26 protein-coding genes are annotated in these 26,665 nt (G+C 39.1%); 17 read left to right on the plus strand and 9 right to left on the minus strand.

Annotated elements, in window-relative coordinates; translation table 11 throughout:
* Positions 1-316 (minus strand): hypothetical protein (locus BMX11_RS24600; RefSeq protein WP_394332681.1); only part of this gene is annotated, 316 nt, incomplete at its 3' end.
* Between the two features lie 222 nt (positions 317-538).
* Here BMX11_RS24600 and uvrB point away from each other — a divergent pair.
* The 4 genes from uvrB (at position 539) to BMX11_RS22605 (ending at position 4,904) form a co-directional block, all read left to right on the plus strand.
* Positions 539-2,581, plus strand: a complete 2,043-nt coding sequence (gene uvrB / locus BMX11_RS22590) for an excinuclease ABC subunit UvrB (protein ID WP_090889361.1) — start codon at positions 539-541, stop codon at positions 2,579-2,581.
* A 439-nt stretch (positions 2,582-3,020) separates the two neighbouring features.
* Positions 3,021-4,304: a DUF3472 domain-containing protein gene (locus tag BMX11_RS22595; RefSeq protein WP_090889365.1), complete on the plus strand. Its 1,284-nt coding sequence runs from the start codon at positions 3,021-3,023 to the stop codon at positions 4,302-4,304.
* A gap of 56 nt (positions 4,305-4,360) precedes the next feature.
* Positions 4,361-4,558: a YwbE family protein gene (locus BMX11_RS22600; protein ID WP_090889368.1), complete on the plus strand. Its 198-nt coding sequence runs from the start codon at positions 4,361-4,363 to the stop codon at positions 4,556-4,558.
* 88 nt (positions 4,559-4,646) lie between these two features.
* Positions 4,647-4,904 carry a DUF4834 family protein gene (locus tag BMX11_RS22605; protein ID WP_090889370.1) on the plus strand — a complete coding sequence of 86 codons (258 nt, stop codon included), beginning with the start codon at positions 4,647-4,649 and terminating at the stop codon, positions 4,902-4,904.
* Positions 4,905-4,938: 34 nt separating this feature from the next.
* Here BMX11_RS22605 and BMX11_RS22610 read toward each other — a convergent pair whose 3' ends face one another.
* The 5 genes from BMX11_RS22610 to BMX11_RS22630 all read right to left on the minus strand — a co-directional run bounded on the left by BMX11_RS22610 (position 4,939) and on the right by BMX11_RS22630 (position 8,899).
* Entirely contained in the window at positions 4,939-5,391 is a 453-nt protein-coding gene (locus BMX11_RS22610; RefSeq protein WP_090889373.1) for an SRPBCC family protein, read from the minus strand.
* Positions 5,391-6,317 carry a TIGR01777 family oxidoreductase gene (locus BMX11_RS22615; protein WP_090889376.1) on the minus strand — a complete coding sequence of 309 codons (927 nt, stop codon included), beginning with the start codon at positions 6,315-6,317 and terminating at the stop codon, positions 5,391-5,393. Before BMX11_RS22615 ends, BMX11_RS22610 begins: the two co-directional genes overlap by 1 nt.
* 2 nt (positions 6,318-6,319) lie before the next feature.
* Positions 6,320-7,135 (minus strand): DCC1-like thiol-disulfide oxidoreductase family protein, encoded by an 816-nt coding sequence (locus tag BMX11_RS22620; protein ID WP_090889378.1) that lies wholly within the window; start codon positions 7,133-7,135, stop codon positions 6,320-6,322.
* A 91-nt stretch (positions 7,136-7,226) separates the two neighbouring features.
* Positions 7,227-7,733: a GbsR/MarR family transcriptional regulator gene (locus BMX11_RS22625; protein WP_090889381.1), complete on the minus strand. Its 507-nt coding sequence runs from the start codon at positions 7,731-7,733 to the stop codon at positions 7,227-7,229.
* A gap of 83 nt (positions 7,734-7,816) precedes the next feature.
* Complete coding sequence (locus BMX11_RS22630) at positions 7,817-8,899, minus strand: alginate lyase family protein (protein ID WP_090889384.1); 1,083 nt, start codon at positions 8,897-8,899, stop codon at positions 7,817-7,819.
* A 125-nt stretch (positions 8,900-9,024) separates the two neighbouring features.
* On the opposite strand from BMX11_RS22630, the gene BMX11_RS22635 reads away from it, so the two are divergent.
* The 3 genes from BMX11_RS22635 to BMX11_RS22645 all read left to right on the plus strand — a co-directional run bounded on the left by BMX11_RS22635 (position 9,025) and on the right by BMX11_RS22645 (position 13,729).
* A complete protein-coding gene (locus BMX11_RS22635; RefSeq protein WP_090889387.1) occupies positions 9,025-11,523 on the plus strand; it encodes a YfhO family protein in 2,499 nt (832 codons plus the stop codon).
* A gap of 326 nt (positions 11,524-11,849) precedes the next feature.
* On the plus strand, positions 11,850-12,704 hold the full coding sequence (locus BMX11_RS22640) for a UDP-2,3-diacylglucosamine diphosphatase (protein WP_090889390.1): 855 nt from the start codon (positions 11,850-11,852) through the stop codon (positions 12,702-12,704).
* A gap of 23 nt (positions 12,705-12,727) precedes the next feature.
* On the plus strand, positions 12,728-13,729 hold the full coding sequence (locus tag BMX11_RS22645; protein ID WP_090889393.1) for a glycosyltransferase family protein: 1,002 nt from the start codon (positions 12,728-12,730) through the stop codon (positions 13,727-13,729).
* A gap of 493 nt (positions 13,730-14,222) precedes the next feature.
* On the opposite strand, the gene BMX11_RS22650 is transcribed toward BMX11_RS22645, so the two are convergent.
* Positions 14,223-15,320, minus strand: coding sequence for a hypothetical protein (locus BMX11_RS22650; RefSeq protein ID WP_090889396.1), 1,098 nt, complete (start codon positions 15,318-15,320; stop codon positions 14,223-14,225).
* Position 15,321: 1 nt separating this feature from the next.
* Positions 15,322-16,137, minus strand: a complete 816-nt coding sequence (locus BMX11_RS22655; RefSeq protein ID WP_090889400.1) for an RNA polymerase sigma factor — start codon at positions 16,135-16,137, stop codon at positions 15,322-15,324.
* A gap of 354 nt (positions 16,138-16,491) precedes the next feature.
* On the opposite strand from BMX11_RS22655, the gene BMX11_RS24865 reads away from it, so the two are divergent.
* The 9 genes from BMX11_RS24865 (at position 16,492) to BMX11_RS22700 (ending at position 25,183) form a co-directional block, all read left to right on the plus strand.
* On the plus strand, positions 16,492-16,746 hold the full coding sequence (locus tag BMX11_RS24865) for a helix-turn-helix domain-containing protein (RefSeq protein WP_090889403.1): 255 nt from the start codon (positions 16,492-16,494) through the stop codon (positions 16,744-16,746).
* A gap of 324 nt (positions 16,747-17,070) precedes the next feature.
* Complete coding sequence (locus BMX11_RS22665) at positions 17,071-17,985, plus strand: DUF6427 family protein (protein WP_245738745.1); 915 nt, start codon at positions 17,071-17,073, stop codon at positions 17,983-17,985.
* A gap of 81 nt (positions 17,986-18,066) precedes the next feature.
* Complete coding sequence (locus BMX11_RS22670; RefSeq protein ID WP_090889409.1) at positions 18,067-18,801, plus strand: type III pantothenate kinase; 735 nt, start codon at positions 18,067-18,069, stop codon at positions 18,799-18,801.
* A gap of 1 nt (position 18,802) precedes the next feature.
* Positions 18,803-20,095: a BamG family beta-barrel-assembly machinery protein gene (locus BMX11_RS22675; protein WP_245738746.1), complete on the plus strand. Its 1,293-nt coding sequence runs from the start codon at positions 18,803-18,805 to the stop codon at positions 20,093-20,095.
* The gene (locus BMX11_RS22680; RefSeq protein WP_090889418.1) at positions 20,095-20,667 is read left to right on the plus strand and encodes an LptA/OstA family protein; all 573 of its coding nucleotides are present in this window, start codon (positions 20,095-20,097) and stop codon (positions 20,665-20,667) included. The genes BMX11_RS22675 and BMX11_RS22680 overlap by 1 nt, the downstream gene beginning before the upstream one ends.
* Before the next feature lie 361 nt (positions 20,668-21,028).
* Positions 21,029-23,113 carry a peptidylprolyl isomerase gene (locus BMX11_RS22685; RefSeq protein ID WP_090889420.1) on the plus strand — a complete coding sequence of 695 codons (2,085 nt, stop codon included), beginning with the start codon at positions 21,029-21,031 and terminating at the stop codon, positions 23,111-23,113.
* 66 nt (positions 23,114-23,179) lie between these two features.
* Positions 23,180-23,695 (plus strand): DUF2480 family protein, encoded by a 516-nt coding sequence (locus BMX11_RS22690; RefSeq protein WP_090889423.1) that lies wholly within the window; start codon positions 23,180-23,182, stop codon positions 23,693-23,695.
* A gap of 139 nt (positions 23,696-23,834) precedes the next feature.
* Positions 23,835-24,608, plus strand: coding sequence for a DUF3108 domain-containing protein (locus tag BMX11_RS22695; protein WP_090889426.1), 774 nt, complete (start codon positions 23,835-23,837; stop codon positions 24,606-24,608).
* Positions 24,609-24,610: 2 nt separating this feature from the next.
* Positions 24,611-25,183 (plus strand): DUF3109 family protein, encoded by a 573-nt coding sequence (locus BMX11_RS22700; protein ID WP_090889435.1) that lies wholly within the window; start codon positions 24,611-24,613, stop codon positions 25,181-25,183.
* A gap of 9 nt (positions 25,184-25,192) precedes the next feature.
* Here BMX11_RS22700 and BMX11_RS22705 read toward each other — a convergent pair whose 3' ends face one another.
* Entirely contained in the window at positions 25,193-25,843 is a 651-nt protein-coding gene (locus BMX11_RS22705) for a LexA family transcriptional regulator (RefSeq protein ID WP_090889429.1), read from the minus strand.
* Between the two features lie 104 nt (positions 25,844-25,947).
* Here BMX11_RS22705 and BMX11_RS22710 point away from each other — a divergent pair, with 104 nt between their 5' ends.
* Positions 25,948-26,547, plus strand: a complete 600-nt coding sequence (locus tag BMX11_RS22710) for a hypothetical protein (RefSeq protein ID WP_090889432.1) — start codon at positions 25,948-25,950, stop codon at positions 26,545-26,547.
* Positions 26,548-26,665: the final 118 nt, after the last annotated feature.

Consider the following 26,665-nt stretch of genomic DNA (forward strand, 5'->3'; position numbering starts at 1 on the left):
TACCGTAAGTTTCAATGCAGGTTTCGTACAGCTTTTCAAAATATAATGGTTCAATAACTGAAAGTCTTTCGCTAATTGAACTAAAACTAATTTTCTCACTTTTCCTATCGGCGTTCAATAATTTGAATGCAATGGATTCATAGGCAGATTCCATCGTCCTTAAACTATTGTCCTTAAAACAGAGAATGCAATGGAGCAATAGTTTGAAAACAAGCTCACCCTGAAGTTTCTTGGAATACCTATTCACATTTGTGGATAAGGCAAGTTCGGTTAACCTCTCTTCTGGCAATAATGAAAGTAGTTGACTGATTTCCATGAGGAAAAATAGGCACTAATCATCCTTGGCCTAAATGAAAATTATCAACTTATGGGGAGAAATAAAATTCTTCCGAACACTTATGGTGACTCACGGACCATGAAATAATCGCCATGGCTCGTGGGTCACGAGCGATGGGTTAGGGGAGCAATAAAGATTACTGACGATGGTTCGTTGGACACGAACCATGGTAATGAAAAAATCGTATATTTGATATTACCCATGAAATTTAAGATCACGTCAGAATATCAGCCGACTGGCGACCAGCCCGGCGCAATAAAACAATTGGTAGAAGGTGTTAATGCCGGAGAGCATTATCAAACGCTTTTGGGGGTTACCGGTTCCGGTAAAACCTTTACTGTAGCCAATGTTATTGAGCAAACTCAGAAGCCAACGCTAATCCTCAGCCACAATAAAACCCTTGCCGCGCAGTTGTATGGCGAGTTTAAGCAGTTCTTTCCCGAAAATTCGGTCAACTACTTTGTTTCTTATTACGATTATTATCAGCCAGAGGCATTTATCGCTTCTAGCAACACCTATATTGAGAAGGATTTAAGCATTAACGAAGAGATAGAGAAGTTGCGTTTGCGTACCACTTCTTCGCTCATGAGTGGGAGGCGCGATATCATTGTTGTGTCTTCAATATCCTGTATTTATGGTATGGGGAATCCTGAAGACTTCTCCAGAATGGTTTTTCGTTTTGCAGTGGGTTTGCGAATTTCTAGAAATGCTTTTCTTCACAGTTTGGTAGAAATCTTATATGCCCGCACCACTACAGAATTTAAACGTGGAACATTTAGGGTAAAGGGCGATACGGTTGATATTTTTCCAGCTTACCTGGATTATGCCTATCGGATATCCTTTTTTGGCGATGACATTGAAGAATTATCCGCTATTGATCCGGTGACTGGTAAAACCATCGAGAAGATGGAAGACATGGCCATTTATCCGGCCAATTTATTTGTTACTCCTAAAGACAGGTTCACTCAATCTATCTGGGGTATTCAGGAAGAGCTTGAAATCCGTAAAAACCAGCTTATTGCCGATAAACATCTGTTGGAAGCCAAACGCCTGGAAGAAAGAACCAATTTCGATATCGAGATGATGAAAGAGTTGGGTTACTGCTCCGGTATTGAAAATTATTCACGTTTCTTTGATGGCCGTTCACCAGGTATGCGTCCTTTCTGCTTGCTGGATTATTTTCCGGAAGATTACCTCATGGTGATCGATGAGAGTCACGTAACGGTACCGCAAATTAGAGCCATGTATGGTGGTGACCGATCTCGTAAACTCTCGTTAGTGGAGTACGGTTTCCGTTTGCCAGCTGCTTTAGATAACAGACCCCTAAACTTTAATGAATTTGAGGGTTTAGCTCCGCAAACCATTTATGTAAGTGCTACACCTGCTGAATATGAATTGGAGAAATCGGAAGGGGTTGTGGTAGAGCAGGTTATTCGTCCTACAGGATTGTTGGATCCAATAATAGAGGTACGCCCGGCAATTAATCAGGTTGATGATCTTTTAGATGAAATAGACCTGACGATTAAAGATGGGGGGAGAATCTTAGTCACTACGCTAACTAAGCGTATGGCCGAAGAATTAACAAAATATCTAGACCGCCTAAACATTAAGACCCGCTACATCCACTCGGAAATTAAGACGCTGGAACGGGTAGAGATTTTAAGGGGATTACGCTTAGGGGAATTTGATGTTTTAGTAGGGATTAACCTTTTGCGGGAGGGACTAGATTTACCTGAAGTTACCCTGGTGGCTATTTTAGATGCAGATAAAGAAGGTTTCTTACGTTCGGAGAAGTCCTTGATTCAGACTATTGGACGTGCCGCCCGTAATGATCGGGGTCGCGTAATCATGTATGCTGATGGCATGACCGATAGTATGGAGAAAACCATCGATGAAACCAACAGAAGAAGAGAAAAACAAATTGCTTATAATACTGAACATGGTATAACTCCTAAAACAGTTGGTAAATCACGCGAGGCGATTCTGGAACAAACTTCCGTATTGGATTTCTCACAAAAAGCGAGTGATAACAAAGCCCGTGCTTATGTGGAAAATGCAGAAATCAGCATAGCGGCCGATCCGGTAGTACAGTATATGGGTAAAAATGAGATGCAGAAAGCCATTGATAATACCCGTAAAGAGATGCAGAAAGCAGCTAAAGACATGGATTTCTTACTTGCCGCTAAACTGCGTGATGAAATGTTTGCCTTAGAAAAAATGTTCAATGAGAAGTTTCCAAAGTAGGGAGGGATATTAGTTCATTGGTTCAATGGTTCAATCGTTCATTGGTGTTACCCCTCAGTATTCGTCACTGCTGACATTTTTTTAGCAACTTTTAGGTGGTTTATAGAGAAAGACCCTCAAACAAGTTCAGGGTGACGGGTTTTGGAAAGGGTTTTCAGAATGGTTTATTGATAACACATTTTAATAGTCTTTTTCACCGAAATCGTCTTGCTGAACTTGTTTCAGCATCTTTATTCATATTCCCAATGTTTTACATCCTTTAAAAACAGTAGGGGACTTAGGAAGCCCGATATACCTGGAGTCAACCAGGGTTTCTTTGTGCCTCAGGTGTAAAAACATGATCAATGAGCCCAAACAAAGTAACGTTTTAGTTTAATACCCTTTCATCTCAAATATTTGAATTAGACTTGTATTCAAAAGTTATCTAAACAAATATTAAATGAAATCTTTAAAACTATTGTCGCTAATCGTACTTAGCGGCCTGGGTTTGAATGTTCAAGCCCAAAATCTATCCATTCCACTCGGTGGGAATGCTTACAGCTCAAAACATAGAGATGGTGGCAGGACTGTTACCAATCGGGGGATTCAGAACTGGACAGATCCCAAAGAATATTTTACGGTGTACATTAGGGTAAATCAACCCGGAATATTAACCTTCAACACCGAAGGTAACACTGCGGTAGAAGGCAAATCAACTTTGGCGTTTACCATTCACAATCAAAGCAAAAAAGTAACTTTCGAGGAAACACAAAAAGCTTCCCTATCCATTGGAACCTGGGAAATTAAAGATACTGGTTATGTTGCACTCACCATTAAGGGTATCGACAAAACTAAAGATCAGTTCCCCTCATTACAAGCTTTGAGTGTATCAGGTACGGCTATAACAGCGAAAACGTCTTATGTTAAAAACAATGAAGGGAACTTCTTTCACTGGGGAAGAAGAGGCCCATCGGTGCATTTAAATTATATTCAGCCAGATGGCGTAAATGCAGAATGGTATTATAATGAAGTAACAGTACCTCCGGGTGAAGATCTGCTGGGATCGTACTTTATGGCTAACGGATTTGGTGAGGGTTACTTTGGAATGCAGGTAAATAGTCCGACCGAAAGGCATATCCTGTTTTCAGTGTGGAGTCCGTTTAATACCGATGATCCTAAAAGCATCCCCGAATCACATCGAATTAAAATGTTAAAAAAAGGAGAGGGTGTGCATACAGGCGAATTTGGTAATGAAGGTGCTGGTGGGCAATCTTATCTTAACTACATGTGGAAAGCAGGGAATACCTACAGATTTCTACTTCACGGTGTACCGGGAACTGACAGTACAACAACCTATACGGCCTATTTCTTTGCTCCAGAACTTAATAAATGGCAATTGATAGCAAGCTTTAAAAGACCAAGAACGCAAACTTATCTAAAGCGTTTTCACTCTTTCCTGGAAAATTTTTCTCCGGTACAAGGTGATCAAACACGTATGGTGAAGTTTGATAATCAGTGGATTTGCGATGATAAGGGCAACTGGATAGAGTTAAGTAAAGCACGTTTTACAACAGATAATACAGGAGCCAAGGGGTATCGTATGGATTATGCAGGTGGAATAGAACAGGGCGCTTTCTTTTTGAAAAACTGCGGCTTCTTTAATCACTACACAACACCTAAAACAATTTTAACCAGGAGTGAAAAGGGGAAGAAACCAGAAATAGATTTTGCCAGATTGCCTTAATTTTTGCTTTTAATTGTTGAAATTTGAGTTTTTTAAAGGCAAAAGATTAAGTTAAAATGGAAGGACAAAACAGAAAAGACATTTACCCAGGCTTAGAAGTAGGGATTATTTTAAAGAAGGATCAGCGATCAGGAAATGTAACTTATGGCGTGGTCAAAAACGTTTTAACCTCAGCTGCGTTTCATTCTAGAGGGATTAAGGTAAAATTGGAAGACGGGCAGGTTGGGCGAGTTTGTGAGATTGTAGAAGAATAAACTTTTGTAATGAAATTGCAATTAAAGGCGAAAAAGGTAACAAATTAATTCCCTATACGTCTATATTTGTATAAAGTGTAAATTAAAGATGGTACTAGGATTATTTAAATTCATATTTATAACCATATTGGTACTCTGGCTTATCCGGATGCTAATTCGTTTGATTCTGCCCATGTTATTCAATAACATGGCGAGTAAAATGCAACAACAGGCCACGGGCCAGCAATATCAGCAAAAAAGACAAAAACCAGAAGGCTCGATCTCTATTGATTATATGCCACCGAAACCCGATCAGGGTAAAACGGATAAACTGGGTGATTTCGTAGATTACGAAGAAGTTAAATAACAAATGCCCCGAAGAGATTCGGGGCATTTTGGTATCAGGGTTTTTCAGCAATGGCTTTGATAAAATGATTCCGTTTCACTAACAGCCTTCTCATATAATATTTAAGATAGGTTTTTTCTGCAATCCAGCCCAGAAAACCAAAAGGTGCCTCAAATTCAAACACATCAATCATCTCGGTAAAGTTATCTCTGGCATTAAATTGATGAAGATGCCTTAGTGATTTAAATGGACCTCGGGTCATCTCGTCTATAAAACGAAAAGGTTTTTCCATGACGGTGATTTGATTCGTCATTCGAAAGGAGCAGCCAAAATGCCTGGCCAGCCAGGTAACACTTTCTCCGAGTTCTATCAATCCACAGGTTTTGCCATCGATGGCTTTTTCTTTAGCCTGTTGCATCGATTGTTGATGCAGATCGATATTTCTCGAAAGATCAAAGCATTTTTGAACGGGAGCATTAATGTCTGTGGTTAATAAAATCAGTTCCATTATTGGTTTATACTTAAAATATCGTGTATGGCTTCTTTGATGTGGCCGTATTGAAATTGATAACCGCTGTTTAAAAGTATTTGCGGTTTTACCCATCTGCTTTTTAAGATCAGTTCAGTTTCCGTGCCGATGATTTTAGCACCCAGGGCCAACAGCCAGGCAGGTGTAGGCAACCCGAACGGAATACCATAAGTTTTTCTAATCAGCATCATAAAATCTTTGTTCTTTATGGCTTCAGGTGCTGTACAATTTACCACTCCATGAATTTCCTCGTGTTCGGTTAACCATTCGGTAATCAGGGCAACTTCTTGTTCATGTATCCAGCTTAGATATTGTGTGCCATCGCCCTGCTTACCGCCTAAGCCCCACCTCACCAGGTTGAGTAAACGGGGGAATGCGCCATCATGCCTGCCCATTACGATTCCAACCCTTAATGCAATTTTTCGGGTGTTGGGGGTTTCGGTATCAAAAAAAGTTTTCTCCCAGATTTTGCACACCGCTATAGAAAAGCCATAACCAATGTCTCCGGTCTTTTCATCTTGTGGGCGATCTTCTGCATGGCGATAAATAGTAGCAGAAGCAGCATTAATCCATAGCTTGGGTGGATTGATCAGGGTTTCAATCACCTTGCCCAATAATTCGGTCGGAATCACCCTTGAATCTATAATTTCTTTTTTGTTCTCAGGGGTATATCTGCAATTCACGTTTTTGCCGCATAGATTTACCAATAGATCGGCATTTTCCAGTGCTTTAGTCCAATCTCCAGGTGCTTTGGCATCCCAAACCAGTGTAGAAATGTTGGCTTGTGTAGGTTGAGGTTTTCTGGCCAGGATAATTACTTCTTCTGCCAAAGGGCTAAAGTGTCTGGCTAAGATACCACCTAAATATCCGTTACCGCCAGCAAGTATAATTTTACCGTATTTCATCACTAAAAAATTAGAATTAAACCTAAAACCATTAATCTGTAAAGCACCCAGGTAATGCTTAATAAAAAGCCCAGTTGTAACAATTTGCTTCTGCGCAAATGTTCCAGCAGCATGAGCCCTGCTACCATCATAAAATAAAGGAGATAATAAATGCTGGGGAGGCTGGTAACATTTGCAACTACTAATCCAATTAAGAGTAAAAGTGCTCCTGCGCAAGAAATGGTCATCATGTTACCCATATAATCCCAAAACTTTTCTTTTCTGTAGTACAGGATAATTAAGCCTTGAAAAGCAATTTGTCCTCCACAAATCAGGTATTCTCTATATTCCCCACCTAAAGGAGCAAAGTCGGTTAAAAGGACAGAGTAACGGGTTAAAATATAGGCCGTAACTAACCAGGTAAAGGGGAGATAAGCGATGCGATAGGTTAGTTTGAAATCGGGTTGTAGCCCCGGTGTTTTTATCGCTGCGGGGATAACCACTTTTCTGTTGTAAGAGATAAAGGCATATAATTTCTCCATCAGCCAAACAAAAGGAGCAAAATTAAACAATGACTTGAAAACGGGCATGCTGTAACCAATCACCTTAAAAAGGCTTTTAATCCCGTAGGTAACCTCGCCATTTTGAATATTAACCAGCGCAATTTCATTTACAGCTCTTTGTCTGTCAACAATAGGACAAACCTCAGCAGGCATTTTTTGGTAAGAAACCCTCCCTTGTTGATCGAGCATCCCGGTTTTAACGAACAGCTGCGTATAGCCCATGCACATAGGGCATTCCTCGTCGAATAAGATGATGTGGTGATGAAGTGTTTTCATTTTGTTAAGTATTGAACTTTCAGTAAAAAATGAAAGATTAGTTTAAAAAATAAAGCCGGTTAAGGCTTTGGTTATTTATGTCTATGCAGTTTTATTTAAAAACTTTGAGTACAGATCCCCAGAACCAATTTTCTTCTGCTTTTAACATGGTTTCTAAGGTCTTATCAACATTGTTGGCCAATTTATTAATATCGGTTACAGATTTGTTAAAGGTTTTAAAATCAGGATCTTTTTCATCGCCTTTAACCGTGGAAAGTTCTGCCAGTACCTTTAATACCGGTTCAAGCTCTCTTTTTTTACGTTCTTTAGCTACCTGACGGGCAATGTTCCAAACATCTTTGTCTGCAAAGAAATATTCCTTGCGCTCTCCTGCCTTGTGTTGTTTTTCTACCAATCCCCAGCCAATTAAATCTCTCAGATTCATGTTGGCGTTACCTCTGGAGATGCTCAACGTTTCCATAATCTCTTCGGTGGTAAGTGCCTCATGGGAAATCAGCAACAGTGCATGCACTTGTGCCATTGTACGGTTTATTCCCCATTCGGAGCCTAATTTTCCCCAGGTTTCGATAAACTTCAGTTTTGCTGCTGCTAATTCCATGAACAAATATAGCTATATTATTAAACTTTCAAAAATTATTGAAAATATATTTATTTTGAAAATTGAACTTTACTTTAAACTTTTCACTTTCTACTCCTCATCCCATCCACCGTATTCTGCCAGGTAGCTTTATATTCCATAAGGGGTAAAAGACTTTGCTGGCCAGGGTCGAAGTAGGATGATAATTTGAAGACCGGCAGGGCCATGGCTGGCTTAAAAAAGCTTCCTGCAGCAAAGCCCGCTTCTCCGTTTTTCGCCCGGTCTCTGTCAAACTTAACTTTCGTATTTACATATTCTTCGTGTTGTTTTTCTCCTTTTACGAAGGGGATTAACCACTCCACAGATTTCTGAATGGAAGAGCCTTTGGCGCTTTGATAGTGGTAAAAATCTTCTCCTTTAGCTCTGTTGATAACAATAGCCAACTTCAGCATGGGCTCTAAATCATAAATATGGTAATGCATTGCGTCTCTTTCCTTAAAATCGATACTGGTCCCATCGGCATATAGGTTAATTTCAATATGCTTTTTCAAGTTTTCAATGGTCCAGCTGATTAATTCCTGGTTGTTAATGGCATAGCCGATGAAACCAACAATTTTTAAGCGATGTGCATTCCAGTTATTAATCGCTGTAGCACGGCCGGGTTTCATTCTTTTGCTATTTATTTCTGCCTCGGCAGTGCGCTTAAGCCAACCCGTAATTAAAGCCTTGTCTTGCTTCGAAAGTTGGCCCTTAATTAAATCATAAGCTTCCACAGCTTTTTCCAGGTTCGTATCATCAATAGGATCGCCATTTGGCTGATTAATTTTAGCCCATGCACGCAGAAATTCAATGCTTTTATTGAGGTATTTTTTATCCGAACTTAAGCGGTAAAGCAAAGCTGTGGCATACATTTTATTCATATCCTGCAAGGCTGTGGCAGTCTTCTGCTTGAGTGGATTTCCTTTTAACAAACCTTCTGTTCGAATAGTATCTATGGGATTTGGCTGATCGGTGAGAAAATTTATCGTGGATTGTTCAAAAGCATGAAATTCCTTATTTATAGCTTCTTTTTTAGCTATATCTGCCTTCAGGCGGTTAATCTCAGTATTATTTAGGCCAACAATTTGCGAAAAGGCAGTGTAAAACCAAAAGGTTACAAATAGGGTAATGCTAAACTTTCTCATCATTAACAGGTTAATAGGACACTTCTTCACACAAATCTAATTGATTATTCGCTTTCCCTTTAATAATTCCTTTTTTATACCGCCCAAATTTTTATTTTTGACGTTCGTTAAAACTTAAACAAACCTTAATGAATAACTGGTTTAATAAAAATGGCGTTCATTTGGCCATCATTGCAATCTTTGTAGTCATCTGTTTTGCATACTTCAGTCCTGTTTTACAGGGAAAAGCGCCCCAACAAGGCGACGTATTGCAGGCAAAAGCCATGCAAAAGGAAATTATGGATATTAAGGAAAAGGATGGCAAAGGCCCTCTTTGGACTAACCAGATGTTTGGCGGTATGCCGGCCTATCAAATCTGGGTTCAATATCCACTTAATATTACTACCTACGGTATTGATGTCATTAAAGGCGTTTTTCCAGATCCGGTTGGAACCGTATTGGTTTATCTTTTGGGTGCGTACTTATTATTTTGTGTACTCAAAATCAATCCATGGCTTGCAGCGGCAGGTGCTGTAGCTTTCGCCTTTACCTCTTATAACTTTATTATTATTGCCGCGGGGCATAGCAATAAAGCCCTCGCCATTGGTTTTTTTGCGCCAATATTGGCAGGTATTATCTTAACCCTCAGGGGAAGATATTTAGTAGGAGCAAGTTTAACAGCGCTTTTTATGGCCTTAGAAATTCGTTCTAACCATATTCAAATGACCTACTATCTATTCATTGCTTTATTTATTTTAGCTTGTATAGAATTGTATCATGCCTTTAAAGCTAAGCAGTTAGCTACTTTTGGTAAATCTGTTGGTTATGTTGCTGCGGGCATCGTAGTGGCGCTGTTGGTTAATGCAGGCACGCTCTGGACAACCTACGAGTATGGAAAAGAAACCATTCGTGGCAAATCTAACCTCACTACAGATAAAGCAGAACCCGCTACAGGCCTTGATAAAGCTTATGCTTACCAATGGAGCCAGGGCGTAGGGGAGAGTTTTACTTTCCTGATTCCTAATTTATATGGTGGTGCAAGTAGTATTGATGATTTGATTAAACCAGAAAGCAATACTTACAAAGCGATAGAGAAAAATCTTCAAGGCGCTGATCCAAGACAAGCCATTGGTTATTTTGCTCAAAATTTAGGCGCTAACCAGTATTGGGGAGAAAAACCAGGTACATCAGGGCCATATTATTTTGGAGCCATTATCTGTTTCTTATTTGTTTTTGGATTGTTTATCGTTCAACACAGATGGAAATGGTGGATTTTAGGCACGAGTGTACTTTTGCTGTTCCTTTCTTTCGGACAAAACTTCCCGTTAATCTCTGATATTTTCTTCGACTACCTTCCGGGGTACAATAAATTCAGAGCGGTTGAATCTATATTGGCAGTTGTTGGTTTATTGGTTCCTTTATTGGCTATTTTGGCCATCAAAGAAGCGCAAGAGGGTAAATACGATCAAAAGTATTTGGTTAAGCGTTTAACCTGGTCGGCTGGAATTACAGCTGGTTTTGCTTTAATTATTGCCTTAATCCCTACAGCGTTTTTCAGTTTCACCACTTCAAACCAATCACAAATAGTTGATGCTTTAACGCAGATGTTGCAAAATAACAGAGGCGCTGCAGAGCAGATTAGTAATGCCATCATTGCAGATCGGGTTTCATTGGCTCGTACCGATGCTTTACGTTCGATTTTGTTTATTGCTATCGGTTTCGGACTAAGTTGGGCGTTCATCACCAAAAAAATGAATGCTTCTTTAGCCTTTGGCTTACTGGCATTGTTTGTTTTGATCGATTTATGGCAGGTAGATCGCCGTTACTTAAATAACCAGAACTTTGTAAGTATATCAGATTTGGCTAACCACTATCAGCCACGTGATGTAGATAATTTTATTTCTGCGGATAAAGATCCAAACTTCAGGGTTTTCGATTTGTCGTTAGGCGATCCGTTTAAAAGTGCTGAAACTTCTTACTTCCATAAAACAGTTGGTGGTTTCCACTCAGCAAGGCTGAAACGTTTCCAGGAACTGGTAGATCATCAATTAACTAAAAGCATCAATCAGGATGTTTTAGATATGTTGAACACCAAATATGTGATTACGCAAGATCCTCAAAATGGTTCTTATAAAATGCAGCGTAACCCTACAGCTTGTGGCAATGCCTGGTTTGTACAAAGCGTTCAATATGCTAAAAATGCCGACGAGGAAATGAAAGCGATTAGCAGCTTCGATGCTAAAAAGGAGGCCATCGTTGACGAGAGTTTCAAAAGTATGATCGATACAAAACGACTGGGAACAGGAGTGGAAGGTTTTATTAAACTTACCAGTTATAATCCAGATCACTTGGTTTACGAATATTCATCGGCTAAAGATGTAATTGCGGTTTTCTCTGAAATTTACTACAACAAAGGTTGGAAAATGTATATTGATGGAGTTGAAAAGCCTTATTTCAGAGCAGATTATGTGTTGCGTGCTGCTCAACTTGAAGCTGGTAACCACAAGTTAGAATTTAAGTTCCACCCAACATCTTATTATGCAGGTGAGAAAATCTCTCTTGCTGGTTCGTTAATCCTGTTGGCAGGTCTTGGATTAGGTTTCTATTCGGAAAATAAACAAAAAAAGAAGAAAGAAGCGAAAGGCTAAATTTCTTTTATCATATTGAAAACCCATAGCATTCCCTGCTATGGGTTTTTTGTTTTTTAGGCTGTTAACATATTTTAGCTTTTCGGCGATAAATTTAACAGAGTCGTAACATTTAGTTGATAAACAGCATCTTACCTTTGTATTGTAAGTTTGCTGAAATGTTAGAATCCTTTTTCGCCATTTGCTTGTTAATTGTTGTACTCTACTTCTTTAGCCCATTTGAGGTAAAACTCGATGAGGAAGAAGATTGGTAAATACAGTTATGATAAACTTAAACTGTTTCATTTAAGCGGTAACAAAACCACTTCCCCTAAAAATTCTCGATTATGGATAAAAGAAATGTAGAGCTCGTAGTCATTTCTGACGTGCATTTAGGTACCTACGGCTGTCATGCAAAGGAGTTACTGAAGTACCTGAAAAGCATCAAACCCAAAACACTTATTTTAAATGGCGATATCATTGATATCTGGCAATTTAGTAAAAGCTATTGGCCTGAATCGCACATGAAGGTTATCCGTAAACTGATGAAATTTGTTTCTGAGGGGGTGCAAGTACATTATCTTACAGGAAATCATGATGAAATGCTGCGTAAATTCGATGGCATGGAGATGGGTACCTTCCACCTTCAAAACAAACTGATTTTAGAATTGAATGGTAAAAAAGCCTGGTTCTTCCATGGCGATGTATTTGACGTAACCATGCAACACTCCAAATGGCTGGCTAAAATGGGCGCAGTGGGTTATGATACGCTTATATTGATCAATAGTTTTGTAAACGGGGTGCTTACTGCATTGGGAAGAGAGAAAATGAGTTTCTCGAAAAAGATTAAGGCCAAATTTAAGGATGCTGTTAAGTTTATTAACGGCTTTGAGCAAACTGCTGCAGAGTTAGCCATAGAGAAAGGCTATGAGTATGTAGTTTGTGGCCACATCCACCAGGCAGAGCAACGAGAAATAATTTCAGAAGCAGGGAAAGTAACTTATTTAAATAGTGGCGATTGGGTAGAGAGCCTTACTGCCTTAGAATATCAGAATCAAAGCTGGACGGTATTTAAATATGATCATAAGGATTTTGTTAAGGATGAGGTAGACGAGGGGATTCTTTCTGATGCCGAAGATTTAAAACAGAAATTGGATGTAAATTTACTTTTGCATACAATTAAGTATGAAATTGCCCAATAATTTTTTGATATTCGGGCAAAATCATGAAGATACTTTACGCAATCCAGGGAACAGGAAATGGACACATTAGCCGGGCAAGGGAAATTATTCCGTTGTTACAGCAGTACGGTGAATTGGATATTTTGGTGAGTGGCACACAGGCCGATGTTAAATTAAGCCAGCCGGTTAAATATCAGCTCCACGGATTTAGCTTTATTTTTGGTAAAAAAGGAGGGGTGCATCATTTTAAAACCTGGATGAACATGAATCTATTCCGGTTTAGGAAAGACATGAAGCAGCTACCGCTTAAAGATTACGATCTGATTGTAAATGATTTTGAGCCTGTGAGCGCCTGGGCCTGTAAGCTTCAAGGTATAGAAAGCGTTTCTTTAAGTCACCAGGCAGCTTTTAAATCTAAAAAAGTTCCCCGACCAAGAACCCTGGATTGGGGGAAGATTATTTTAAGTCATTACGCACCAACAACCCATCATATTGGCTTTCATTTTGATCGGTACGATAGTTTTATCCATACGCCGGTAATCCGCTCGGAGATTCGCCAGTTTAAAAATGAAAATTTAGGTCATTATACCGTATACCTTCCTGCTATTGATGATAAAAGGCTGGTAAAACTGTTGGTTCAGATTCCACAGGTACAATGGCAGGTGTTTTCTAAGCACAGCAAGGTGGCCTACCAGGAAGGAAACGTTTGGGTAGAACCCGTAAATAATGAGAAGTTCAATAAGAGTTTAGCTACCTGCGAGGGCTTGTTTACCGGAGGCGGTTTTGAAGGCCCGGCTGAAGCACTTTACCTTAAGAAGAAGTTATTGGTGGCACCAATGCGTTTTCAATTTGAGCAGCAATGTAATGCATACGCACTGAAGCAATTCGGCTTACCTGTAATTTGGGGCAGTAACCGGAACTGGCTTCCTGTTTTAAAGGAATGGGTAGCGAATCCCCAAAAGCACCAATTTGATTTTCCGGATGAAACCGCGAAGATTATTGATGATATGGTGAAGAGGTACGGAAAAAGAGTGCCAAGTATTTAATGTCGAGACTGGAAAGCTCGGTCTAACATTGAAAAAGCAACTACTAGATATGTAGCCAGATTCTTTTTTCAAATAGCTGTAATTCAGATATTTAAAAATAATTTTAATTTCTCTCATAACCTTCTATTTATAGTTACGGCCAAGTCAATATGGGACCTGTTTCCTTCAGTACGTTAAAGGCAGGTGTCATACGGATTACAATAGAGCGCTATATCTTAATTTTGATCAGGAAAATGTGTTTGCGAAAAACCATAGTAACTGTATCTTAAATTCCAAATGATATGAAATACCTTACTCTCCAATCAAGAAAAAGTCAGCGAGGATTCAATGCCCTCACCCTACGGCTGTACAGGCAGCCTCTTATATTTTAATGCGATTTCATAACCACTGATATTTTCTGTGTAACATGAAGTCCGCCATTGCAATGCCAGTTTATCGGCTTGTGAGGATATTGTATCTCACCCTACGGTTCTGCAAAAAACCTCCTTTTATCTCATTCTACTATTACCTGTATGCCTGCTTTTGCCGCTTTATAGCTAATCTTATCCTTCAAACTGTAGTAACTCCAGTTCTGTAAAAGATAGTGGTCTTCCTTGGCTATTTCTTCTTTTTCCTGCTGGTTGACGAGCAGTAGCGTTGCTGCATGATGTTTGATGCAGAAGTCTATCAGCATCCTGCTGTAAATATGTAATTTTTGCTCAACATAACGCTTCTCCATGTGCCGATAGTCTTCTACACTTTTCATCTTCCGCTTTCTGCCATGACCTCCGCTGTTGAAAGTTATTGCGCTTCTGACCCGCTTTACTGCGGCCTGTATTGCTAGTCTGCGGTGGAGAAATTCCTCCCTATTGCCGATCGCGTGCTCACAGTTACCGATCTTTACTGTTACCGGATGTTCTATAGATAAAGAGGCTTCGGCGATTACCATAGCGTCAAGAAAGGGCTGTTCCTTTTCGATCTGTACGGCCGCGAGTAGAAATATCTTTCCTTTGTCCAACTGTATATTACTGGTTCGGAGTTTTAAGGTTCCGGCTATAATCCTTTCGAGCATCGTCTTCTTGTCCGATCTGTCTTTTCCGAGATAGGTCTTAAAGGGGATCTGAAAAAGCCTGAAGCTGAAGTTCCTGTTGTCAGCCGTCCTACTTAATTTAGAGATTACCTCTGCGCCGAAGGGTAAAGGGATATTACGTTTGTAGTTTCGAAGCGATTTTTCTCCTTTCCAATATGCATCCTTTTCCTTATTGAAATAGGAGATAAGGGTATTGTTAAGGTTGCTGAGAATATTTGTGGGAATCTGACCCTTAAAATGGTTAGACAGTAGTCTGTATGTTGTATTTTGGCGGGATGATTTCAGTATTCCGTTCTCTTCCTTTTTTTCATCTGCTATCTTTAATTTGATATCCTCGGTCAGATAAAAGAAATCCTTGACCCGTTCCTGAATAAAGTGATGGCTCATGATCATGTTGGCCGCTCGGAAACAAATCCATTGCCAGTTGTACAGTTGTTCGATCGCTTGTTTGACTACCTCTTTATCATTGGAATCGATCACCAGCTGTATTTTGCGTGTAACAGTCATCGTATTATTTTCCATATTACCTAATTTTAACTTTCCTGATTTTAAGTGAAGCGGCAGCAAAAGCTTTCTGAATGTATCCTTGATCAAGACTTAATGCTTCAGCAATTTCCGAAAAGCTGTACTGGAGTTCATACCTCATCTTGAGGATCATCGACTGCTCTTCATTTACATCTCCTTCGAAACTGAACCTGCTGTTTTTTTGAATCTTACTGAGTTTTTCTGTATCTGATATAACGGCCTTTAGACATTCGAGTGTCTTCTCGACTTTTCTTGCTACCTGATAATCGGAGATACCACCAATATGCCATGCCATCTTGCCATAATCAAATGAATATTTAATACAGAGTTTGATGAAAAGCTGTTGATCTTGACTGAGGTTAGGTATAACTGCTTCGACTCGTTCCCACTTTGTCTTTTCTTCGTGGGTGTATTCTTGGGAATAAAGTATTTCTGGGTCATCCTCCCATGCAACATCATATCCACCGATAAATTCCTGGTAATTTTCTATATCATCCAGCCGTAGCATGTTTCGATTAAACCTATTGGTCGAAGTTTTATAGTATGCTCTACATCCATCGGAAGTCAGCTTCTTTACGAACATGTCGATATGTTCAGGACCTGTAATTATTTTTCTGGACAGCCAGAGTTTTAAGAACGCTTCGTTTACGATACTACTAGCTTTCACGTCATCTTTTATGTACCTAACTCCATAGTAATATACTCTAGGATATAAAAGTTTGTAGAAAAACTCTAGTCCTCTCTCGTTCCCCTCCTTAAATTTGGCAAAATATCTTAAGTAGGTTGTTATCGGTAATTTTTTTGATGACTTCATCTCGACCTCATTTAATTTTTTCCATTAAATAAGCCTCAGCGTGTTTGCCAGTCTAAAATAAGGCTGGCAACTCACTTAATCTGTTGTAACTCGGCTCTGACAAAGCCTCCCTTCCATTCAGAAGGACTCCCACAAAGACATAAGTGAGCACCAACCCTATAACAAATATAGAGGTTTGGTTGCTCAACTTAGGCTCGCGGGATTAAATTGTCAGATTTAGTTGCGAGGCTTGTTAGCAATTCCTTCACTAATTAGAGAACTGCAATATTCATTCGTTAATTAATTTTTTATAAGTCTAATTTACAAAGATATTTATTTAATAGCAAATTTGCTATTAAATATCGTTTTTAATAGATGTTCATTTGTTCTGTGAAGTATTTAAAGGACAATGATTTTATCAGAAACTTTGGTAGAAGACTTAAACAGCTTAGAGAAAGCAAAGGGCTATCACAGGAACAGCTATCTTTACTTACAGAAGTTTCGCAGAGTCAAATCGCCAGAACAGAGCTAGGTCAGGTCAATACCAGTATTAGTCATCTAGCTACCTATGCTAGGTTTTTGAATGTGGAAGCTAAAGAGTTAGTTGACTTTTCTAAACTTGAGATATAGACTTTAGGAGAATAAGTCTATATGTACCTTGATAACAAGATTCCTTGAAATATACAGAATGGTGAAATCCTGAACTTTGGAAGTGCCCTTTGAACGAGCTGTTTAGTTACTTTGTGTGTCAGCAACGTAAGTGTAAAAACTGCTTAATTGATGATACTGTTCGACTGATAATCTAACTCGAGACTAATGACTTTGGTCTCCTGACTAGACAAGCTTTATCAAGTATTTTTCTTTACTTTGCCTACTCTTTAAATCGGCATGATTAATCAGTTTAGAAAACTTAATCCAATTAACCTCGTTTTTTTGTTGGCATATACATTCCTTATGCGTATAGCCATCTTTTACGAGTTGCCCGCTCAGGTCAATTTTGATTTTGTAGAATCTTTTAACCGATTACTCATTTATATCGACCTGGAAAATGCTTTATCACCCAGTGCAAATATTTTCTTTGCCACAGTGGTGGTGTATGTACAGGCGTTGATTTTTAACCGGGTAATTAACAATCATAATTTATTGGCTAAGCCGAGCTTTCTTCCGGGGTTGATGTTTATAACCGGAACCAGTCTTTTTATGCCGTTTATGATTTTGAGTCCGGCAATGATCTGTAATTTTCTCTTGATCTGGATTATTGATAAATTTTTAAAATTGAGCAAGAGCGCTAACTCCATCACCACGGTTTTCGATATCGGGATGATTATAGGGATAGGTACTTTAATCTATTTTCCATTTATGGCCATGCTTTTAATGATCTTTTTAGCCCTGATGCTTTTTAGGTCATTTAATTGGCGCGAGTGGGTTGCCGGATTAATTGGTTTCATTACCATATTTTTCTTTTTGGCCGTATTTTACTATTGGAAAGATAACCTTAGTTCTTTCTATCAGATTTGGAAACCCTTAGTGAATAAGTTCCCTTCAGTATTTAAAATTAACTACAATGATTATCTGGTGCTTATTCCGGTAGCCGTGATTATTATTCTGGCATCGCTACAGTTAAGAGAGAACTTTTTCAGGAGCTTTATCAGTACCCGGAAAGGTTTTCAGTTACTATTTTTCATGTTTATTGTGGCTGGGGCAAGCTTTTACTTAAAACCACAATTCAGGATTTCACATTTTCTCCTTTGCGTTCCTCCGGGTGCAGTACTTTTAGCCTACTACTTTAGTAATGCGAAAAAGCGCTGGTTTTATGAAACTTTGTTCTTGCTTTTTGCTCTTTCGGTGCAGTACTTTCTTTTTGTTTAACCTTTTTTAACAAATAACTAGAACGAAACTTGTCAAAGATTAATAGCTTTGTGGCACGAAGTTTTACACCAAAAGCTTTAAATGAACAGATTAAGTATTGATATTGGTAACTCATCGGTGAAGATTGCGGTTTTTAATAACCGGGAGTTAGTCCACCATCAGCGTTTGAATAAGCTTGGCGTACAAGAGTTGCAAAGCTTAGTGAATGAATTTTCGATCAGCAAATCGATTATTAGCAGCGTTAATCAAGACATCAATCTACTGGAAGATTTTTTAAAATCGCATACAGATTATACGCGGTTTTCAGCTTTGTTAACCAATGGCGTAGAAAATAAATATAAAACACCAGGCACCTTGGGTTTGGATAGGTGGGCAGCTATATTGGGTGCAAAAGGGAGCTTCCCGGCTGGTGCTTGTTTGGTTGTCGATGCTGGAACATGCATTACTTATGATCTCCTGCTATCTGATTCGACCTATTGGGGAGGAAGTATAAGTCCAGGGATTGAGATGCGTTTCAAAGCGGTGCATGAATTTACAAAAAGGTTACCCTTGGTAGATTGGAATGCCGAAGCAGATATTGAAGAAGGAACAGATACCCCATCGGCCATAAGAAACGGCGTTTTGCAGGGGATTGTTAATGAGATTGAAGGCTTTATTGCCATAAATAATAAAAAAGAGAGTGCTTTAAGGGTAATTATTACGGGAGGTGATGCTAATTTTTTGTATAAACAATTACAAAACAGCATCTTTGCGCCTCAAATAGTAAAAGATGCCTTCATTGTATTAAAAGGATTAAATGAAGCTATTGCAGATTAAAATGTACAGAAGAATAAATTATATTGCGGCCATTCTCGTTCTAGTTTGTGGTTTAGGTGCTCAGGCTCAGGTTACTACATCATCTCCATATTCAAGATACGGACTTGGAAATATCAAAGGTTCTTTACTTCCTCAGTTGCGTGCAATGGGTGGAATTTCCACTGCAGTAGGCAAGGTTACCGGATTTAACTATATCAATATGCAGAATCCTGCATCTTATGCGGGAATTAACCTAACTACAATTGATATTGGTATGAGTGCCGGTTTAACCAGTTTATCCCGTAATAATTTAACTGAAACGAGTTTCAACGCTACCTTTAGCCATTTGGCTTTTGCCATTCCTACCGGAAAAAAATCGGCCATTAGTTTTGGTATTTTACCTTACTCAGATTTGGGTTACTCTTACCGCAATACGGTTAAAATAGATACCACCTCAGTAGATCAGCTTTACGAAGGGGAGGGTGGATTATCAAAGGCATATTTTGGCTACGGTCGTCGCTTTGGAGATCACCTTAGAATTGGGGGTAACGTAGAATACCTTTTTGGTAATCTTCAAACAACCCGTTCTACCGAATACAACACAGTAGGATCGCTTAATGCTAAATTACAAAACAAGAATAGTGTAGGTGGGTTAAGCTACTCATACGGTATTCAATATGATTTTAATGTAGGCAAGAAGACCTTGGTTACTTTGGGTTATTCTGGTAGTAGCTCAGGTAAGGTGAATTCAACACAAACTTTTTATTCTACGCACTACACAAGAGATGCCGCCGGAAATGAAAATACGGCTATCGATACGCTATCGGCTATTGATAATGGTCGTTCGAACCTGACATTGCCTCTAACGCATAATTTTGGTATTTCCATTCAGCAGAATGATAAGTGGCTCATCGGCGCAGATTTCAGAATGAGCAAGTGGTCTTCAACCAGCATCAATAATGTAAATCAGGGCTTGCAAAATAGCTGGGGTGCTTCATTAGGTGGACAGTGGACACCAGACTACACTTCTTATAACAGTTACTTAAAGCGTATGGATTACCGTTTAGGGGTATCTTACGATAAAACTTACATCCAGATCAATAATCAGGATATTAAGCAAATGGGAGCTTCATTAGGTTTCGGTTTCCCGTTGCCAAGTGCAAATGCAGGTAGTGCCTTCTATAAAATTAACTTTACAACAGAAGTTGGACAAAGAGGTACTTTAAATAATAATCTGGTTAAAGAGCAGTATATCAATTTCCACCTTGGATTTACGCTGAACGATACCTGGTTCCGCAGATATAGAGTAGACTAATGAACATCAGAACATTTTTATATGCGTGGTTACTCGGGATGCCCATATTGTTGGCCTCCTGTGGTGATGATGATCTTAAAAATGTAAGTTCCATTTCCAGTGAAAAGATAGCCCTAACGCGTGATCGTACCTATGGTGTAGAAATTACTTATAGTGATTCTGCCCGCGTGAAAGCCGTTGGTAATGCGCCTATCCTGGATAAAGTAACCCCTAAAACAGGCGGTAGCTATCAGGAAATGATTAAGGGGGTAAAAATTGATTTTTACAATCCGAAAGGAACAATTGATGGGACTTTGGTTTGTGATTATGCTATCCGTAAAGACTCTGAACTGAAAACTGAATTTAGAAAGAATGTAGTGGTTAAAAACGCTGATGGGAGTACATTTTCTTCAGAAGAATTAATCTGGGATGAAGCCCGAAAGCTTTTTTATTCCAATCAGAAGGTTTATGTAAGGGGTTCTGATGGTAGTATCGGTGAAGGAATCAATTTTGAGGCTCCGCAAGATTTTAGCACCTATAAAATGAGTACAACTACCGGGGAGCTGAATATGAAAGAGGGCATTGCACCTTAGTTAATGATTGAATTAGTGATGGAGTGAATTAGTGATTGATTGAATTAGTGAATGTGGCGTTTAAAAACTTAATTACTAATATTTTTCCATTGCTATAGCCATTCAATCATTCTCTAATCCATTCATTCTCTCATTTTAATTATTAAATGAGTCCATGGTAGAATGTGATAGTTCCATAGAATTTGACCGCTTAGCTATTCATTCAATCATTCAGTCATTCAATCATTCTCTCATTTAATTAACGCCGCTATTTCCTTAAAAAACAAACACTTGATAAATAAAATTTTGTGTTTTCTTTTTTAAGGCAAATTTGTATCTTGCGCCCTCTTAAAAAAAACTAAATAAATTTATAAAGTACAATATGGGATTAATGACATTTTTGCGTAACCGAGCAGGCTATATCCTAGTCTTTGCTATTGGTTTTGCAATTGTTGCATTTTTAGTAGGCGATGCAATTAACGTGGGTAAGCCTTTCTGGGCAGCAAACCAAAAGGTAGTGGGTTCGATTGACGGGAATGAAATCAGTATTGATGAGTTCGGACCGAAAGTTGAGCAAGGTGTTAATCAGTTCAAACAACAATATGGTGGTAGTGCAAATGCACAAATGACTGCTATGGCTGTAGATCAGGCTTGGAATGCTGAGTTGGCTAAAGCTTTGTTGACTAAAGAATATGATCGTTTAGGTCTTAACGTTTCTGAAGATGAATTGTTAGACTTATTACAAGGCGCTAACCCAAGCCCATTGATCAAACAATACTTTTCTAATCCTCAAACTGGCCAGTTAGATCGTGCTACTTTGATGAACTTTCTTAAATCGAAAGAGCCTCAGGCCTTACAACAATCTGCCATGCTTCAAGAGGAGATTAAAAACCAGGCTTTGCAAACGAAGTACACTAATTTGGTTCGCAACTCGGTATATGTAACTTCATTAGAGGCTACAGATGAGTATACTAACCGTAACAAGTTAGCTAACTTCAAATATGTAAGTTTAGATTATACTTCTGTTCCTGACGCTTCAGTTAAATTGAGTGATGCTGATTACTCAGATTACTATGAGCAAAATAAAGCGCGTTTCAACAACGCACAAGAAAGCCGTGGATTTGAATATGTAACTTTCAGCATCAGTCCAACAGCGGCAGATTCATTAGCCATTAAAAATCAGGTAGAGAAAATTGCTGCCGATTTCAAATTAGCTAAAAATGATTCATTGTTCGCAGCTGTAAATTCTGACGTTAAGGTTCCTTATACTTTCTTAACCAAAGGTAAAATAGATCCAGCTGTAGATTCAGTAGTTTTTGCTTTGCCGGCAGGAAGTTTTTATGGCCCTAAACTTTCAGGTAACTCTTACAAAATTGCTAAAGTAGTAGATACCCGTTTCTCACCTGATTCTGTTAAGGCTGCTCACATCTTAATCGATCCTGCAAAAGTTGGTGGTGAAGATAAAGCGGTTAAGTTAGCTGATTCATTAAAAGGCTTAATTGCTAAAGGTGGTAATTTCGCTGAATTAGCCAAAACTTACAGCGTTGACGGTTCAAAAGATAAAGGTGGCGAGCTAGGTACTTTCGCCCGTGGCACTATGGTTCCTGAGTTTGAAAATGCTGCTTTCGGTGGAAGCACCGGAGATATTAAAGTGGTAAAATCTCAGTTTGGTGTTCACGTTATCAAAATTGAAAAACAAATTGGTAACTCTAAAGTAGTTAAGTTAGCTTATATAGAGAAAGCTTTAAGTGCCAGTAGCAAAACACAAGCAGCGGCTTACAAGGCAGCAAGTACTTTCTTAAACGATGTTAAAGGAAAAGACTTCAATAAATTTGCACAAGAGAAAGGTTATAAAGTAGCTGTTGCAGATAAAGTAACGCCAACACAAGGATTCGCTCCTGGTTTAGATAACCCTCGTAAATTAATTCAGGCAGCTTACGAAGCAGATAAAGGTGATGTATTGCCGGAAATCTACAACATGACTGATGCTTATGTTGTAGCCAGATTAACGAGCGTTAACCCTAAAGGTACCTTGCCTTTAGAAGCGGTAAAAAAAGAAATTGAGCCAATGGTTCGCAATGCTGTTAAAGCTAAGTTGCTAAAAGAGAAATTTGAAAAAGCTGGTGCAGCTAGTTTAGATCAGATTGCTGCTAAAGTTGGCCGTACGGTTAATCCTGTTCAGAACATTGTTTTTGCTAACCCGATTATCCCAGGTGTAGCACAAGAAAATGCACTGGTAGGAAGCGTATTTGGTGCTCAGCCAGGAAAAGTATCTGCTCCGGTACAAGGCGACCGTGGTGTGTATGTGTTCTCGGTTGATGGATTTACTAATCCTGCTCCAATCGCGAATATGTTCAAACAAAAAGAAGGTATGTTGTTAAGCCTTGGTCAGCGTTCGTTAAGCGCAGCTTTCCAGGCCTTACAAGACAATGCGAAGATAAAAGACAATCGCGTGAAATTCTATTAATTAGAAATTGCGTAATTTTGTAACCGTCCAGGCTTTTAGGCTGGACGGTTTTTTATTTTATACGATATGGAAATCCAGGAAAACATCATTAATAAAGTAGCCAATAGTGGATTGATCACGCTTAATCTGGAAGATTTTTACGATAAAGAGGAGCGTGTGCTTTATGATATCAAAGAGAATCTTTTTCATGGATTGATTTTGAAGGAGAAGGATTTTAGAGATTTCATCAAAAATCACGATTGGAGCCAGTATCAAGATAAAAATGTAGCCATCATCTGTTCAACTGATGCTATTGTGCCTACATGGGCATACATGCTTTTAGCCAGTAGAATGAAGCCTTTTGCTAAGGAGATTGTTTTTGGCGGATTGGATACTTTGGAGGCAGTGATGTTCGCTAAGGCGCTGGCTAAGATTAACCCCGAAGATTACAGAAATGAACGTGTGGTGGTTAAAGGCTGTGGCGATATTGATATTCCGGTATCGGCTTATGTAGAGGTAACTAACCTGCTTACCCCGGTGGTTAAGAGTATTATGTTTGGTGAGCCCTGCTCAACCGTTCCGGTATTCAAGAGAAAGGATTAGCTTTTGGTTTGCTTTTTGTATATTCAATTTGAAAAGGATGAGTTAGAGAATTAAAATCATAAAACGGGCTGAGGTCAAACTCAGCATCCAGGAGTAAATTCTTTACCTTTCCTTTAACACAAATGAAAACACACTGCAAATGAAAAGATTATTGACAACCCTTACAGCAACGTTTTGTGCCCTGATGGTCACGGCGCAACAACTCCCCATAAAAAAAGAGCCTGTTTTTCAGGAGGGAGAGGTGCTTACCTACAAGCTCAGATATGGATTTATTACTGCAGCAGAGGGCACATTAAAAGTGCAGAATTCTGATTTGAAATTTGACGGGAAGCCTACTTATAAGCTTACCGTTGATGCATCCACCTCAGGTACTTTTGATATTTTCTATAAAATTAGAGATCACTACGATTCGTATATCGATAAGACAGATTTACTGCCTTATTTTTATCAGGAAAATATTAGAGAAGCAAGCTACCGCCGGCAGGACAAGGCCAGGTTTACTCAGGATACTAAAAAGGTGGTTTCGAATCGGGGAACTTTTACCGCACCCACCAATCAAACTTTTGATTTGGTGTCTGCCTATTATTTTGCAAGAAGTTTGGATATCAGTAAAATGAAGATTGGCGATAAGTTTAAACTCAACTACTTTCTTCAGGATGAGATATCTGCTCTAGAAATTGAATATATAGGGAAAGAAACAGTTAAAAGTAAGTTAGGGAATATTCGTTGTTTGAAATTTAGTCCATCCATTAAACCCGGTAGGATTTTTAAGAAAGATAGTCGGTTATACCTTTGGGTAACTGACGATAATAACAGGGTTCCGGTAAAGGCGCAGGTAGAAATACTGGTAGGTGCAGTAACCATGGAACTTAAGTCGGCCACGGGCCTAAAATATGCTTTAGCAAAAGAATAATGATGATAGAAGTTGAACAGGTGCTGGTGCACGAAGATGTGTTAAAAGAAAACTTTGTATGTAACCTCAATAAATGCAAAGGGATCTGCTGTGTGGAGGGCGATTCAGGCGCACCGCTAGACAATGATGAGAAAGCTATTCTGGAGGATATTTATCCGAAAATTAAGCACCTGCTCAATGAAAAGGGTATAAAAGCAATTGAGGAGCAAGGGGTGTATGTAGTAGATGAAGATGGCGATTTAACCACCCCATGCGTAGATAAGAACAAAGAATGTGCCTACGTTTTATTTGAAAACGGAATAACCAAATGCGCCATTGAGAAAGCTTATGAAGAAGGGATAGTAGATTGGCAGAAACCTATTTCTTGTCATTTATATCCGATTAGGATTACCAAGTACCCAGAGTTTGAAGTATTGAATTACGATCGCTGGCACATTTGTCATGATGCCTGCACTTTCGGTAGAGAGTTAAAGGTGCCTGTATATAGTTTCTTGAAAGGACCGCTTATCCGTAAGTACGGCGAGCAATGGTATAAAGAGTTAGAAGAATCGGTTTCGGCACTAAATGAAGGCTAAATCCTTCATTTAGATCAGGTTGCGTGTAATTTTTCCCTTGATAATATAAAGCGCAGCAATATTTTTCTTCTCTACAACCGTATCCCCCTTAAAATTTGGGTTGGAGGAGCGTAGAATCAATTTGGTTTCGTTGCTGTGCTGGTAAATCAATTTGATACTTCTTAAGCTATTGGCATCCTCATTCATCATTACCACATAGGCCTCGCCCCATTGCAGTACTTCGTAGTTGGTAATTTCCCTCACGGCAATGATTTCGCCAGAGGCATATTTAGGGTACATGCTATCGCCATAAACGGGCAGGTAGGCTGTACAATCGTTAAAAGGTTTATAGTTGACAAAGTATTCGGCTTGTTCTTCGTTGAGTACATGGTCAATTTCGGCCAGGCTGATATCAAAATAGGGTACCCCTTCCTTACTTTCTGAAATGATAGGGCCTTTTTTGACAAAGGGTTCGCCAATACCAGACTCCAGCCATTCGATATTGAGGTTAAACACCAGCTCTAGCCGGTCTTTTAAAGATTGTGAGACTAAATCACCCCGCCTACCTCTGGTTGCATCAGAGAGTGCCCCTGCAGTTAATTTTAAGCGATCAGCGAAGTCTTTTTGGGTTTTAAATCCTAAAAGGCCGATAACCTCCTTTAATCTCTGAATTTCCGTCATTATAAATGTTGGTAAGTTGGTCTGTTTTTGATTAGCTAAGCTAACAATCAATCTGTAAATTTATTCTATTAATGCAATTTAACAATTAACCTCAAATTACTGGCATGGAATTAACAGATGATTTCAACAAACCCATAACATCCTATGAAAGTACTTGTCCCTTGTTATTAAGTGCGGAATATGTACAAGATCCCTATCTGATGGTAGAGGCCTTTTTCAGTTTTGATACATTGGCAGGGCATAAACGTCGTTTAAAAGAATGGTATCAGTATGCGATGATCGAAAGCGAATCGACGGCTGAGCCAGGCCAGTATTTATTTATGCATAATCAGTTTGTTCAGCTTTTACAGGCAAGTTACCTCATTGCTTCTGCGCAGCTGCCTTATCATAGCGAACAACGGAGAAAAATTAACGGACGCAGCTTTGGCTCCTGGTTATTAATTGTTCAGGAAAATCATTTGGTTGCAGGACAATACCGCAGAGATGAATTTGAAGCAACCGAATTGTCGCTAAACTATTTTAACAATCCCGGGCAATTTGTGGAAGATTTTGCCACATTGGCCAATATCAGGCAACTGCGTTATGGCCTTTTAGAATGGCTTTATGCGGGTTTAAGTCAATCTAACAGCATCAATTGCTTGGAGAAGGAATACCTTTTTGAACAATATGGAAATATGAGTAAACTGAGGGCACTGAAAAAGTAGGCTTAAAATGGTCTATAAAAAGATTAGCGGATGGGTAGGTCATAAGATCTCCATCCGCTTTTTGTTTTTGAGTGTTTTTATATTTTTACTGATTCCAATTTATTAAGATCTCTCCCCG

Origin of the sequence: Pedobacter rhizosphaerae (assembly GCF_900111155.1) — a bacterium.
Taxonomy (GTDB): Bacteria; Bacteroidota; Bacteroidia; order Sphingobacteriales; family Sphingobacteriaceae; genus Pedobacter; species Pedobacter rhizosphaerae.

Coding starts and splice junctions, on each gene's coding strand:
- uvrB (WP_090889361.1), top strand. CDS start 539: ATGAAATTTAAGATCACGTCAGAATATCAGCCGACTGGCGACCAGCCC.
- BMX11_RS22595 (WP_090889365.1), top strand. CDS start 3,021: ATGAAATCTTTAAAACTATTGTCGCTAATCGTACTTAGCGGCCTGGGT.
- BMX11_RS22600 (WP_090889368.1), top strand. CDS start 4,361: ATGGAAGGACAAAACAGAAAAGACATTTACCCAGGCTTAGAAGTAGGG.
- BMX11_RS22605 (WP_090889370.1), top strand. CDS start 4,647: ATGGTACTAGGATTATTTAAATTCATATTTATAACCATATTGGTACTC.
- BMX11_RS22610 (WP_090889373.1), bottom strand. CDS start 5,391: ATGGAACTGATTTTATTAACCACAGACATTAATGCTCCCGTTCAAAAA.
- BMX11_RS22615 (WP_090889376.1), bottom strand. CDS start 6,317: ATGAAATACGGTAAAATTATACTTGCTGGCGGTAACGGATATTTAGGT.
- BMX11_RS22620 (WP_090889378.1), bottom strand. CDS start 7,135: ATGAAAACACTTCATCACCACATCATCTTATTCGACGAGGAATGCCCT.
- BMX11_RS22625 (WP_090889381.1), bottom strand. CDS start 7,733: ATGGAATTAGCAGCAGCAAAACTGAAGTTTATCGAAACCTGGGGAAAA.
- BMX11_RS22630 (WP_090889384.1), bottom strand. CDS start 8,899: ATGATGAGAAAGTTTAGCATTACCCTATTTGTAACCTTTTGGTTTTAC.
- BMX11_RS22635 (WP_090889387.1), top strand. CDS start 9,025: ATGAATAACTGGTTTAATAAAAATGGCGTTCATTTGGCCATCATTGCA.
- BMX11_RS22640 (WP_090889390.1), top strand. CDS start 11,850: ATGGATAAAAGAAATGTAGAGCTCGTAGTCATTTCTGACGTGCATTTA.
- BMX11_RS22645 (WP_090889393.1), top strand. CDS start 12,728: ATGAAGATACTTTACGCAATCCAGGGAACAGGAAATGGACACATTAGC.
- BMX11_RS22650 (WP_090889396.1), bottom strand. CDS start 15,320: ATGGAAAATAATACGATGACTGTTACACGCAAAATACAGCTGGTGATC.
- BMX11_RS22655 (WP_090889400.1), bottom strand. CDS start 16,137: ATGAAGTCATCAAAAAAATTACCGATAACAACCTACTTAAGATATTTT.
- BMX11_RS24865 (WP_090889403.1), top strand. CDS start 16,492: ATGTTCATTTGTTCTGTGAAGTATTTAAAGGACAATGATTTTATCAGA.
- BMX11_RS22665 (WP_245738745.1), top strand. CDS start 17,071: ATGCGTATAGCCATCTTTTACGAGTTGCCCGCTCAGGTCAATTTTGAT.
- BMX11_RS22670 (WP_090889409.1), top strand. CDS start 18,067: ATGAACAGATTAAGTATTGATATTGGTAACTCATCGGTGAAGATTGCG.
- BMX11_RS22675 (WP_245738746.1), top strand. CDS start 18,803: ATGTACAGAAGAATAAATTATATTGCGGCCATTCTCGTTCTAGTTTGT.
- BMX11_RS22680 (WP_090889418.1), top strand. CDS start 20,095: ATGAACATCAGAACATTTTTATATGCGTGGTTACTCGGGATGCCCATA.
- BMX11_RS22685 (WP_090889420.1), top strand. CDS start 21,029: ATGGGATTAATGACATTTTTGCGTAACCGAGCAGGCTATATCCTAGTC.
- BMX11_RS22690 (WP_090889423.1), top strand. CDS start 23,180: ATGGAAATCCAGGAAAACATCATTAATAAAGTAGCCAATAGTGGATTG.
- BMX11_RS22695 (WP_090889426.1), top strand. CDS start 23,835: ATGAAAAGATTATTGACAACCCTTACAGCAACGTTTTGTGCCCTGATG.
- BMX11_RS22700 (WP_090889435.1), top strand. CDS start 24,611: ATGATAGAAGTTGAACAGGTGCTGGTGCACGAAGATGTGTTAAAAGAA.
- BMX11_RS22705 (WP_090889429.1), bottom strand. CDS start 25,843: ATGACGGAAATTCAGAGATTAAAGGAGGTTATCGGCCTTTTAGGATTT.
- BMX11_RS22710 (WP_090889432.1), top strand. CDS start 25,948: ATGGAATTAACAGATGATTTCAACAAACCCATAACATCCTATGAAAGT.